The sequence below is a fragment of the Mycoplana sp. MJR14 genome, assembly GCF_029210525.1.
Classification (GTDB): Bacteria; Pseudomonadota; Alphaproteobacteria; order Rhizobiales; family Rhizobiaceae; genus Mycoplana.
This window is the reverse complement of the sequence record NZ_JARGEO010000003.1, coordinates 529,474-540,990: the sequence shown is the minus strand read 5'-3', so window position 1 is coordinate 540,990 and position 11,517 is coordinate 529,474. Positions and strand designations below refer to the sequence as shown.

Annotated in this window: 10 protein-coding genes; 6 read left to right on the top strand and 4 right to left on the bottom strand. The window is 65.3% G+C overall.

Annotated elements, in window-relative coordinates:
• Position 1: 1 nt before the first annotated feature.
• Together P0086_RS10490 and P0086_RS10485 are read right to left on the bottom strand one after the other, a co-directional pair.
• Entirely contained in the window at positions 2-1,273 is a 1,272-nt protein-coding gene (locus P0086_RS10490) for a polysaccharide biosynthesis/export family protein (protein ID WP_148190947.1), read from the bottom strand.
• Positions 1,274-1,340: 67 nt separating this feature from the next.
• Entirely contained in the window at positions 1,341-2,018 is a 678-nt protein-coding gene (locus P0086_RS10485; RefSeq protein WP_112607559.1) for a sugar transferase, read from the bottom strand.
• 737 nt (positions 2,019-2,755) lie between these two features.
• Between P0086_RS10485 and P0086_RS10480 the strand changes: the two genes are divergently transcribed.
• Both P0086_RS10480 and P0086_RS10475 read left to right on the top strand, forming a co-directional pair.
• A complete protein-coding gene (locus P0086_RS10480; protein WP_112613072.1) occupies positions 2,756-3,043 on the top strand; it encodes an exopolysaccharide production repressor protein in 288 nt (95 codons plus the stop codon).
• A 217-nt stretch (positions 3,044-3,260) separates the two neighbouring features.
• On the top strand, positions 3,261-4,268 hold the full coding sequence (locus P0086_RS10475; RefSeq protein ID WP_148190946.1) for a glycosyltransferase family 2 protein: 1,008 nt from the start codon (positions 3,261-3,263) through the stop codon (positions 4,266-4,268).
• A gap of 59 nt (positions 4,269-4,327) precedes the next feature.
• On the opposite strand, the gene P0086_RS10470 is transcribed toward P0086_RS10475, so the two are convergent.
• Both P0086_RS10470 and P0086_RS10465 read right to left on the bottom strand, forming a co-directional pair.
• Entirely contained in the window at positions 4,328-5,281 is a 954-nt protein-coding gene (locus P0086_RS10470; protein WP_148190944.1) for a polysaccharide pyruvyl transferase family protein, read from the bottom strand.
• 49 nt (positions 5,282-5,330) lie between these two features.
• On the bottom strand, positions 5,331-6,290 hold the full coding sequence (locus P0086_RS10465; RefSeq protein WP_275785186.1) for a glycosyltransferase family 2 protein: 960 nt from the start codon (positions 6,288-6,290) through the stop codon (positions 5,331-5,333).
• Positions 6,291-6,412: 122 nt separating this feature from the next.
• On the opposite strand from P0086_RS10465, the gene P0086_RS10460 reads away from it, so the two are divergent.
• From P0086_RS10460 to P0086_RS10445, 4 genes are all read left to right on the top strand, one after another.
• Positions 6,413-7,894, top strand: coding sequence for a lipopolysaccharide biosynthesis protein (locus P0086_RS10460; RefSeq protein ID WP_148190940.1), 1,482 nt, complete (start codon positions 6,413-6,415; stop codon positions 7,892-7,894).
• 417 nt (positions 7,895-8,311) lie between these two features.
• The gene (locus P0086_RS10455; protein WP_148191235.1) at positions 8,312-9,418 is read left to right on the top strand and encodes an acyltransferase; all 1,107 of its coding nucleotides are present in this window, start codon (positions 8,312-8,314) and stop codon (positions 9,416-9,418) included.
• A 16-nt stretch (positions 9,419-9,434) separates the two neighbouring features.
• A complete protein-coding gene (locus tag P0086_RS10450; protein WP_148190938.1) occupies positions 9,435-10,229 on the top strand; it encodes a glycoside hydrolase family 16 protein in 795 nt (264 codons plus the stop codon).
• Positions 10,230-10,307: 78 nt separating this feature from the next.
• A complete protein-coding gene (locus P0086_RS10445; protein WP_275785182.1) occupies positions 10,308-11,504 on the top strand; it encodes a glycosyl transferase family 1 in 1,197 nt (398 codons plus the stop codon).
• Positions 11,505-11,517: the final 13 nt, after the last annotated feature.

Below are 11,517 nucleotides of genomic sequence, written 5' to 3'. Positions count from 1 at the left end.
CTCACCGCATGGCGACGTTGTAGCCGACCTTGATCACGTCTCCCGGCAGGATCTGCGTCGTTTCCGTCGCCGGAATCTCCGTGGGCCGGCCGTCCTTCTCACGCAGGATCACGTAGGTGACGTCGGCCCCGGAGGCGTCGCGCTTCATCGCACCGGCGTCCGCCGACTGCATGAGCGCCTCCGACATCAGCTTCTGGCTCGTCTCGAGCTTCAGCGTGACCGCTTCGAGCTCGCTTTCGGTGTTCTGCATCTCCTGCGCCAGCGTCGCGTCCCAGTCGTTGATCAGGTTGGTCTCGTCCTGGGCTGCCTTGGTGGCGTCCTGCTTGGCCTTGAGGGCGGCGGTGTCGATGTCGAGCAGCGCCGCCTGCAGGTCGGCAGTGCGCTGTTCGAGCGTCAGCTTGCGCGAGCTGATCGTCAGGCCGCGCTCGGCGAGGCTGTCGACCTTCTTGAGGTCGTCCGCCACCAGCCCGAGCTGGCGGGTCTGTGTCTCCGACTTCTTGTCGAGCGAGGCGATTTCGGTCTGCAGCAGCGTCTTGAGGTCCGCCAACGCCTTGAGCTGCACCTTCTGCCGCCGGTCGCGCGACTTCATCAGCTGCGTTTCGCTGTCCAGCAGGATCGCCGCCTCCGGTGCCTCGTTCAGTTCCTTCGGCATGGTGATGCTGTCCTGGCCGGCGATTTCCGCCTGCAGCCGTGCCCGCCGCGCCAGAAGGCGGTTGCGCTCGGCGATCAGCACCGAAGCGTCGCCGTCGGCGCGGATGAAGTCCCGCGCGAAGCGCTGCCCGGTATCGCCGCGGCGAAGGCCGCCGCCGAGGCTGATCGCCTTCAGCACCGTCATGTTCGGGGCGAAGGGATATTCGCCCGGGGTCTGCACCTCTCCGGCGACGAAGATCGGCCGGTACTGCGCCAGTTCGACGGAGGCAGACGGCAGGTCGCGCAGGGCGAAGAGCTTCTGCATCCTGACACCGATTTCCTGGGCGACTTCCGCCGTGGTCTTGCCGGAGACGGGAAGCTCGCCGACGAGCGGCAGCGAGATCTGCCCGGCGGCACCGACCGCATAGTCGCCGCTGATCGCCGACCAGTCGCGCACCGCACCTTCGGCCGTCTGCCATTCGACGACGCGGATGCGAAGCTTGTCGAGCACGTCGAGCCGGTATTCGTCGGCAAGGACGGAAGTCCCCTGCACCAGCAACAGGCCTGCCGTCAGAGCCAGGCCCGTGCAGAGGTTCCGAAAGCGGGGACGTCGCGGCCTGGAAGCCGTCGTCATGGTTTTCATGGATCTATCCGTTTCTCCGTCGCGGCCCGCGATTGCACAAGCAAGAAGGCGAGCCGGTCGACAGGTCTCAATAGCTGCCGCGCGAAGCGCAGACTGCGGGGATCGTCTTGACCACGATGAGCATGTCCCTGATCAGCGACCAGGTGCGGACATACTCGGTGTCGAAGGCGACGCGCGCGGAATAGGAGACATCGTTGCGGCCGCTCACCTGCCACAGGCCGGTGAGCCCGGGACGGGTCTGGAGGTAGTAGCTGGCGGCGCTCTCGTAGAGCTCGAGCTCATCCTCGACCACCGGCCGCGGGCCGACGATGCTCATTTCGCCGCGCAGGATGTTCACCAGCTGCGGCAACTCGTCGAGGCTCAGCTTGCGCAGCACCGCGCCGACGGTGGTGACGCGCGGGTCGTCCTTCAGCTTGCGGGTCGTACGCCATTCCTCGTAGGCCTCGGGATTGGCCTTGAGGTAGGCCTGCAGCACGCGATCGCCGTCCATCCGCATCGTGCGGAACTTCAGGCAATGGAAACTGCGGCCGTTGTGGCCGATTCGGCGGTGGCCGTAGAAGACGTTGCCGCCATCCGAGGCTTTGACGAGCGCGGCGATGAGCAGGAAGATCGGGCTCAGAAACAACAGCGCAAGCGATGTGGCGGCAATGTCGAAGCCGCGCTTGGTGATCCCTCCGAGGGGAGGCGCGCCCGTGGCTGCGGCGCTCAAGAACGTCGAACTGGCCGATCGTGTCGCGGACTTCATAGAGTGGGCTCCGTTCCGGTTTGGCGATAGGTCTCGTCCGTATGGGACGCGGGACATCCAAGACGCAGGGTATGGTCAGAATTTGATCTTGGAAGCAGAATCTTTTTTCGCGAATGGATCAGAGGGCTATTTAAGGATCTTATAATATATGAAATAGACAATCCCTCGTGGTGAGACAATGTATTTCATAGTATCTTTTCTGTTATTTTCTCCCATATTGCTCCGAAATCACGATATTTTTCAATTTCAAAAGTCGACAGACTCAATTCTGTACTTCAGATAGATTTGGAATCGTCGCAAGCGGCCGCTGAAAGCCACGCGAATCGGCAAACTTGATTTGTCTCACAATGAAATTCCGCATCGCAGCATGCTGCTGCACTGCACACGGAAAAGCGTGACCAAAGCGATTGCGATGTAATAAAAGTTGATCGGAGCGGAGCCGGGCAGCTTACCTCAAGCTGCGTCGGTGGCTTCGATGTTCGCGTCTGCGCTGCATCGCGGCCGAATTGCGGCGGAACGGTGGCGGCGTCGAATCGAGGCCTGCCCACGCCACGTTGCAGTACCACCGACCACAACCAATTGAGTTGCCGCGCGCTTAACCCTATCGGTAAGAGGCGTCGCGGCCGGCGATTGAACCCGCGGCATTGCCCGCATATAATCGCAAGGCCCGGCAAACCGGGCACCGGGGAGGAAGTCGCCCATGTCGTTTAACCTTCACATGAATCCGGGCTAGCCCGATGTATGGTCCACGCGTCTTCATAAGCATGATCGGAGCCCTGCTGGTCTTCGGTCTCGCAACCTACGGCCTGACCGGATCGCTCTCCGATACGCTCATCCAGACCCTGATCTGCGCCGTCCTCCTGCAGGCCGGCTATTTCGTCGGCGTGCTCTTCCTGGTGTGGAAGGAAGCCCGCGAGCGAAGGCGCGAGACGGAGGCCGCGATGCGTGCCGCTTCGCTTGCCGAGAACGCAGCCGCGGGCCTGCGGGTCACCCCTCTGAACAAGCCGGGCCATTCGAACTACTGAGCGCATCCGGCGCCAGCGCCTGTCTCCGCATCCCTCCCCGCAAACGCGCGCGCTGACTGTGGCGCGCTGCTGGCCATGCCGTCCGCGCGCTTCGCCCCGATTGGGACACGATCGTCTTCCATGGTGCCGCATGCTGCGTCGCAGCATGAACCGGGCCGCGAAGCGGGCCCATGATCCGCATGTCGGACGCAATCCAAAGATGGAGGTCGATCGGACGATGAGCAGGGAAGTTTGCGTCATCATCGCCGCCAAGAATGCCGCCCAGACCATCGGGCGTGCCGTTTCCTCGGCGCTGCTGCAACCGGAGGCGAACGAGGTGATCGTCGTCGACGACGGCTCGTCCGACGACACCGCCGGCGCGGCGCGCGCCGCCGACGATGTCACCGGCCGCCTGCACATCCTGCGCTTCGACCAGAACCGTGGCCCCGCAGCCGCGCGCAACGCGGCGATCGAGGCCTCTCGTTCGCCGATCGTGGGCGTTCTCGACGCCGACGACTTCCTGCTGCCGGGACGGTTCGCGCGCATGCTGGCCGAAAGCGACTGGGACTTCATCGCCGACAACATCGTCTTCGTCGACGAGGCCCGCGCCGGGCAGGCGCAGCTCGAGATTGCCGATATCGCACCGCAGCCCAGGCTTCTCGACCTGAAGGGCTTCATCGAGGGCAACATTTCCCGCCGCGGCGTGCAGCGCGGCGAAGTCGGCTTCCTCAAGCCCTTGATCCGGCGGACGTTCCTCGACAGCCACGGGCTGCGCTATCACGAGCAGCTGCGGCTCGGCGAGGACTACGATCTCTATGCGAGGGCGCTCGCGCACGGTGCGCGATACAAGATCATCCATAGCTGCGGCTATGGCGCCGTCGTCCGCGGCAATTCCTTGAGCAGCAGCCACCGCACCGAGGATCTGCGGCGTCTCTACGAGGCCGACAGGGCGATCCTGGCCCGGCCGGGCCTGTCGCCGGAAGAACGCGCCCTGATCGAGAAGCACGAGCGCCACATCCGCGCCCGCTACGAACTGCGCCACTTCCTCGACCTGAAGAACCACGACGGCAAGGGGCGCGCCCTCGTCTATGCGCTGACGCATCCGGGCGCCCTGCCCGCGATCGTCGGCGGCATCCTGCTCGACAAGACCGACCGTTTCCGCCGCCCGGCCGCAGCCCCCGCAGCCCTCGGTGGCACGGGCGCGGTCCGCTACCTGCTGGCATCCCCGACCGGTTCGCTGCGGTAGGCGCGCCACACCCCCATGCCGTATCGTCGGCCGCGCCGCGATCCGGACCTGCCGGCGCGCTAGAAATAGTCGCGCCGGACCCCTTCCAATACCGACAGAAAACGTTCCTTGCGCGCGGACAGGGCCGCATCGGTGCTGAGTTGCGGCTCGGCGCGGCTTGCCTGCCAGAGCGCCAGTGCCGAGGGCGCGGCCAGGACCTGCTTGGCCGCCGACCGGAAGCCGGTGCTCCGCGGCTCCTTCTCGCGCACCAGGACCTCGCCATCGCCGGCATGACCGGCGGCGGGCTCGGCCGGGCTGTGCCGCGGCGCCTCGAAATCCACGCCCCAGAAGCGCGCGCCCTTGATGATCGCCTCCGCCCGGCTGGAGACGGGGACATGGCGCGGCCTGTAGGAAACCCCGAGCGTTCCGGCCCAGTCGTTCCACTTGAAGCTGTTGATGTTGCGCGAGGTCGATACCGCCACCCACGGAACGCGGAACGCGTCGGCAAGGATCGCGCCGTGCATCGATTCGGCAATGATCAGCTCGGAGCGCGCGATCTCGGCGATCACCGCCTTGGCCTCGCCGCGCGGGTCGATGTAGTTGACGCCGACCGTGGCGCAGACCTCGGGCCAGAGCCCGGCGATCGCCGATTCCCAGTGCGGCACGAAGCTCCTGCGGTGCGTCTTCGACAGCCCGGCGAACTCGGGCATGTCCGCGACCATGACGGCCGGATCGATGATGCCGAGGCTCTCGTCGACCCCCACCTTCTGCGCCGTCAGCGGCCCGCGCACGCAGCGGATGTCCCAGAGCGTGCGGTCGCGCATGTCCGGCAGCGCGCCATAGCCGAAGCCGCTGCCGAGCACCAGCTTGCGGCCGGTCTTCGGCAGCAGCACCTCGTTCAGCACCGTGCCGACGCCGACGAGCAGGACGTCCGGGTGGACGTCGCGGAAGCCCGGCAGCAGGAAGTCCCAGAGCCAGAGGTTGAGGTCGTCGCCGAAATTGCCGTGGTCGGATTCCCAGTAGTAGGGCTTCATCGAGGTCTCCTGAGAGAAAATATAAGGGGTGCCGGATGGGGCCGGCAGGTCAGCGCGCCAGCTTGCCTGCGGCCAGCTCGAAGACGCTGCGCAGCAGCACCGGATCGCGCCAGACCCACTTTGCCAGAAGGTCGAACTGCGGCAGCTTGCGGCGGCGGACGCGCCGCGCCTGGCTCCACAGCGCCTGCCGGCGCGCGGTGGTCTTGTAGGAGCGAATCGAGCGGGCCTCGCTCGAGCGCTGCGCGAACCGTCCTTCCAGGAGGTCGAGCGCCACCCAGGTGTTGAACTGCTGCTTGAGGAACTTCGGCGAGTCGTTGTCGATGCTGTGGAAGATGTTGATGCCCTCGCCGCGCACCGCGCCCGGCGCGTCGCACAGGACCACCCGCGTCGAAGCCTTGACGCAGTCGCAGAAGAACAGCACGTCCTCGGCGGCAAGGCGCAGCCTGGCATCGAAGCGGACCGTCTCGAACAGCCTGCGGCCGATCACCATGCAGGACAGATGGAGGAAGCTCCAGTTCTTCAGCATGACGCTGGAAAGTTCCGGAATTTCAACCACGAGCGGGCTCTCCTGCAGCCGGTCGACCCGCTCGGTCTCCTCCAGGTCGGCAATGCCGAAATGGTAGTAGAAGGCGTCGCCGCCGGTGATCGAGGCCCAGTAGCAATCGGCGCCGAAGCGCGTCATCGCCTCATGGGCGTTCTTCAGGTGATCGGGAGTCCAGACGTCGTCGGAATCAAGGAAGGCGACGAACTCGCAATCGGCCGGCACATTGTCCAGCGCCGTGTTGCGGGCGCCGCCCGGCCCGGCGTTCTGCTGGCGGATCACGGTGATGCGCGCCCGCCAGTTGTCGCTCAGCGGCGCCAGTTCCTCGTCGATCGAATAGGGCGACTGATCGTCCACGACGAGGATGTGGAAATCCTTGTAGGTCTGTTCGAAAACGGAGGCGAGCGCTCGCCTCAAAATGCCTGGTTCCTTCTGGTAGTAAGGAATCGCGACTGTCAGCTTCGCCATCTTTTCGCCTTCTCGGTTTTCCTACTAAAGAGCTGTGCCCGGCTCCCTCCCAAGATCTAGGCATACGCTAAAGTCTTGACAAATAAGCGACTTCCCTCTCCTCCAGCATTCGGGACGCGGCTATGCCCACTGCCATCAACGCGAAATCGATCACGCGAAACGTCGGCTGGAGCGTCTTATCCAAGACAAGCACATTCGGGCTGAAATTTGTCACCGTACCGATTTTGGCAAGAATCCTTACCCCCGAAGAGTTCGGCGCGGTGGCCGTCGCGCTCACCGTCGTGCAGTTCCTGGCGATGATCGGCGGCGCCGGTCTGGCCTCGGCGCTGATCATCCAGCGCGACGAGGACATGCGCACGATCCACTCGGTCTTCTGGGCCAATCTGGCGATCGCCTGCCTGATGGCGCTCGGCCTCTACGTCTGGGCCGAACCGATCGCCGGGCTGCTGGGGGCGACCGAGGCCGCCTATCTCGTCCGGCTGATGAGCTTTCTGATCCCGCTGCAGCTGGCCGGCGACGTCGCCTATGCGCTGCTGGCGCGGCGGATGCAGTTCGGCAAGGACGCCTTCTGGAGCATGGTGTCGGAATCCGCCGGCGCGATCGCCGCGGTCCTCCTCGCCCTTGCCGGCTTCGGCGTCTGGGCCCTGATGGCCCAGCTGTTCCTGTCGGCGGCGATCCGGCTCGTGGGGCTCTTCGCCGTCTCGCGCTACGTCCCGGCGCTGCAGATGTCGATCGGCCGCGTCATCGGCCTGACCCGCTTCAGCCTCAGCATGATGGGCTCGGAGATCGCCAATTTCGTGAGCTTCCAGTCGCCGATGGTGGTGATTTCGCGGTTCCTCGGCCTCGCCGACGCCGGCGCCTATTCGGCGGCCAACCGGTTCTCCAGCATCCCGAACCAGGTCGTTCTCTCGGCCGTCATGGGCGTCCTCTTTCCCGCCTTCAGCAGCATGATGCAGGACAGCGCCCGCCGCTCGAACGCGCTGATGCTCAGCACCCAGGTCACCACCGTGCTGCTGGCGCCGATGATGTTCGGCCTCTGGGCGCTCGCGGAGCCGGCGATGCTGACGCTGTTCGGCCACCAGTGGGCCTATGCCTGGCCGGTGCTCGGCCTCTTGGCGCTGTCGAAGGGCATCCTCACCCCCTGCAGCACGTTCATCCCCTACCTGAAGGGCGCCGGCCACGGCGGCACGCTGTTCTGGTGGGCGATCCTGCGGGCAGTGATCACCACCGCCGCCGTCGCCTACGGCGCCTATGACGGCACGCTGGTCGCGGCGATGGTCTGGCTCTGCGCCGTCAACGCCTTCGTCCTCGTCGGCTATTCGCTCGTCGTCTTCCGGGCCGACGGCACGCCCTTCCTGCGCGGTTTCCTGACCTGCTGCCGTCCGATGTTCACCGCTGCGGCGATGGCGATCGCACTCCGCCTTCTCCTGGAGCAGTTCGGTCATCTCGTACCGAACGCAGCGCTGCAGGTCGCGCTCGGTGCCGTGATCGGTGGCGTGATCTATGCCGTTCTCGTCGTCCTGACCGAGCGGCCGCTGTTGAAAAAGCTGATCGATCTGGCCCGGAAGCGCTCGCCCGCGGCCGCGCCGAGCCCAGCCGAGTGACACGGCACGACAGGCCTTCCGTGACGGAGGCTTGAATCGTTTTGCCGCCTTTTCGCCATATTTGATCATCCCAGGCGCCAGTTTTGGAACCTGAAACCGCGGCGAAACGCAAAAATCCCGAAAATTCCGCGGCCCGGCCACAGCCAGAACGTGCATCTATTTGAGTCTATTAGCACTTTCTGCAATTTCCGGTGCTATCGGGCCTTTTCGGCGGTGGCCGCAGCCTTTCGAACACGTTTCGCCGGCCGCCGGCGCGGCGGTTATTGTGCAGCGCAACCAAAACCGCCGCAGAAATTTGCTGCACCGCCATATTTTTCCGCCCGAACCACCCTACCATTTTGACCGCGGGCGCAAGTCTGCTCTGTCCGAAACGGCTGCCGGAAATGGGGCCCATTAGGAGAAGCTGATATCGTGGATATGAACGCGGGCGTTTCTTCGCGGATCAACCTGATGCGCATCGTGCTCATTTCGGGCATCGTTTTCGTGCACGTTCCCTATGACCAGGCCAACAGCCCGTTCCTGGGCGTCAACGGCCTGGTCGACTGGCTGCGCGTGTTTTTGGGCGACAGCCTGTTCAGGATCGGCGTCCCCTGCCTCAGCGCGATCTCCGGCTACCTTCTGTTCCGTCGCGGCCTCGACGGTTTCAGCTACGGCAAGACGCTGCGCACCAAGGCGACGACGGTGCTGGTGCCCTTCCTGCTCTGGAACCTGTCGTTCCTGGCCTTCGTCTTCCTGGCGCAGAAGGTCGGCGTCGGCCTCGGCTACCTGCCGGACGTGTTGCACGCCACACCGCGCGAAATGGCGACGTTTGCCTTCGCGCTGGAAGGCTGGCCGATCAACCTGCCGCTCTATTTCCTGCGCGACCTCCTGCTCTGCCTGGTGCTCTCGCCGGTCCTGGCCGTCCTCGTGATGCGCTATCCGCGAGCGACGCTGCTCCTGTTCTTCGCCTATGCGGTGCTGCCGGTGCCGAACGGGATCTTCCTGAAGAAATCGATCCTGTTCGGCTTCAGCACCGGCATTGCCGTGGCCCTCCACCGCGTCGATGTCGGCGCGATCGACCGCTATGCGAGCCAGATTTCGGCCGCCGTCATCGCCGCAGCCCTGCTCCTGTCGGTCGCGCTCTTTTCCATAGGCCCGGAATTCCCGGTCTGGCTGGACATGCTGCGCGCCGTCACCGCCCTCTCGGGCATCGTCGGCGCCTGGGCGCTGTCCGACCTCCTGCTGCGCACCCGCCTCGGCGCGCGGCTTTCGAAGGGCGGCGGCCTCAGCTTCTGGATCTTCTGCGCCCACTATCCGCTGCTCATCGCCCTGTGGATGGTGTGGAACCGCGCAGGCATCGACGGCTACGTCGCCTTCTATTTCGCAGCGCCGCTTTTGACGATCGCCATCCTCGTGGCCACCCACGCGCTCGTCCAGAAGAGCCTCCCCGGCCTGCACGCCCTCTTGACCGGCAGCCGTTCGGGCGGCCGGAAGCCCCTCGCCAACGCCGCCCATGATGTCCGCTACTCGACCCCGCAACGGTGAAAGGATGCGATCGCCCATGACGACACAAACGATGAAGAAAACCGCCCTCGCCACGCTGGCCGCAGCCCTTGCCGCAGCCGCCACGGCCGTCCCTGCCCGCGCCCAGGAAGGCGCCACCGGCACCTCCTTCGTGGAGAATTTCGACACGCTGGACCGGAAGGTCTGGTACGTCTCCGACGGCTGGAACAACGGCAAGCACCAGAACTGCACCTGGTCGAAGGATCAGGTGAAGATCGCAGAAGGCGTGCTCAACCTCACCTTCGAGCAGCGCAAGCTCGGCGAGCGCGAATTCGCCTGCGGCGAGGTCCAGACGCGCAAGCGCTTCGGCTACGGCACCTACGAGGTGCGGATGAAGACGGCCGATGGCTCCGGGCTGAACTCGGCCTTCTTCACCTATATCGGACCGGCCGACAAGAAGCCGCATGACGAGATCGACTTCGAGGTGCTCGGCAAGAACCCCGCCAAGGTCCAGCTCAACCAGTACATCGCCGCCAAGGGCGGCAACGAGAAGCTGGTCGACGTGCCGGGCGGCGCCAACAACGGCTTCAACGACTATGCCTTCGTCTGGGAGCAGTCCCGCCTGCGCTACTACGTCAACGGCCAGATGGTGCACGAGGTGACGGACCCGGCGAAGCTGCCGACGCATGCGCAGAAGATCTTCGTCAGCCTCTGGGGCACCGACACGCTCAGCGGCTGGATGGGCGCCTTCAACTATACCCAACCGACGTCCATGCAGATCGACCGGATCGCCTACACGGCCCCCGGCGAGGACTGCCAGTTCGCCGAATCCGTCGCCTGCGTCCTGAACTGAAGGAGCGGGCGAATGCCCCTCCACCATTGCCTTCGCCAACGCCCGGGATGTTGCCGGGTCTGAAAACGGGATCATCCCATGCTGCGTATCCTCTATCTGGCGCATGACCTCTCCGACCCTGCGATCCGCCGCAGGGTCCTTGCGCTTCAGACCGGCAATGCCGAGGTGACGCTCGCCGGCTTCCGCCGGGGCGAGAGCGCCGGCGCTGCCATCGGCAGCCTGACGACGATCGAGCTCGGCACCACCGAGGATGCGCGCTTCATCCAGCGAGCCGGCGCCGTCGCCCGCGCCTGCCTGAACCTCGGCACGGCCCTTCGGGGCGTCGTGAAGCCGGACATCGTGATCGCCCGCAATCTGGAGATGCTCGCCGTCGCGCGGCGGGCGGTCTCGCTGTTCGGCGGCGACGTTCCCATCGTCTACGAATGCCTCGACATCCACCGGCTGCTGCTGCGCCAGGATTTCAGCGGGCGGATGCTGCGCGCCGCCGAGGCCAGGCTCGGCCGCGACGTCAGCCTGCTGGTGACGAGTTCGCTGGCCTTCGTCGAGAACTATTTCCAGCCGCTATCGGGCATCGAAGCGCCGGTGATGCTCTTGGAAAACAAGGTCCTCGAGCTCGACGACGACATTGCGCTGGTGCCCGACCCGCGGCCGCCGGCCGACGACGAGCCCTGGCGGATTGGCTGGTTCGGCGCGCTCCGCTGCCGCAAGTCGCTGGACCTGCTTTCGCGCTTCTCGCGGGCGATGGAAGGCAAGGTCGAGATCGTCGTCCGCGGCCGTCCGACCTATGCCGAACTGAAGGATTTCGACAGCTTCATGCGGGCCGAGCCGTTCATGAGCTTCCGCGGCGCCTATAGCAACCCGGAGGACCTGTCGGAGATCTACGGCGAGGTCCAGTTCACCTGGGCGATCGACTTCTTCGAGGAGGGCCAGAATTCCGCCTGGCTGCTGCCGAACCGCATCTACGAGGGATGCCGCTACGGCACCGTGCCGATCGCCATCGAAGGCACCGAGACCGCCCGCTTCATTGCAGGCAGGGACATCGGCTTCGTGCTGAAGGATGCCTCGGTGGAGGGGTTGGTCGCGCTGTTCTCGCAGATCGACCGCCAGCGCTACGTCGAGGCGGCCGGCAGCATCGTCGCGCAGGGTGCACGGCAATGGACCTTCCGCCGCGACGACTGCCTCGACCTCGTCCAGCGCCTCTCGGCGATCGCACATTCAGGGGAAACCGCTTTCCGTGGCCGCGCACAGACCCGACCGGGGTCGGCCGCAATCTAGGAGATGAAGCAAC

Bases quoted from the DNA above. Each gene is read 5' to 3' on its own strand.
- P0086_RS10490 (WP_148190947.1), bottom strand. From the start codon at position 1,273: ATGAAAACCATGACGACGGCTTCCAGGCCGCGACGTCCCCGCTTTCGG.
- P0086_RS10485 (WP_112607559.1), bottom strand. From the start codon at position 2,018: ATGAAGTCCGCGACACGATCGGCCAGTTCGACGTTCTTGAGCGCCGCA.
- P0086_RS10480 (WP_112613072.1), top strand. From the start codon at position 2,756: ATGTATGGTCCACGCGTCTTCATAAGCATGATCGGAGCCCTGCTGGTC.
- P0086_RS10475 (WP_148190946.1), top strand. From the start codon at position 3,261: ATGAGCAGGGAAGTTTGCGTCATCATCGCCGCCAAGAATGCCGCCCAG.
- P0086_RS10470 (WP_148190944.1), bottom strand. From the start codon at position 5,281: ATGAAGCCCTACTACTGGGAATCCGACCACGGCAATTTCGGCGACGAC.
- P0086_RS10465 (WP_275785186.1), bottom strand. From the start codon at position 6,290: ATGGCGAAGCTGACAGTCGCGATTCCTTACTACCAGAAGGAACCAGGC.
- P0086_RS10460 (WP_148190940.1), top strand. From the start codon at position 6,413: ATGCCCACTGCCATCAACGCGAAATCGATCACGCGAAACGTCGGCTGG.
- P0086_RS10455 (WP_148191235.1), top strand. From the start codon at position 8,312: ATGAACGCGGGCGTTTCTTCGCGGATCAACCTGATGCGCATCGTGCTC.
- P0086_RS10450 (WP_148190938.1), top strand. From the start codon at position 9,435: ATGACGACACAAACGATGAAGAAAACCGCCCTCGCCACGCTGGCCGCA.
- P0086_RS10445 (WP_275785182.1), top strand. From the start codon at position 10,308: ATGCTGCGTATCCTCTATCTGGCGCATGACCTCTCCGACCCTGCGATC.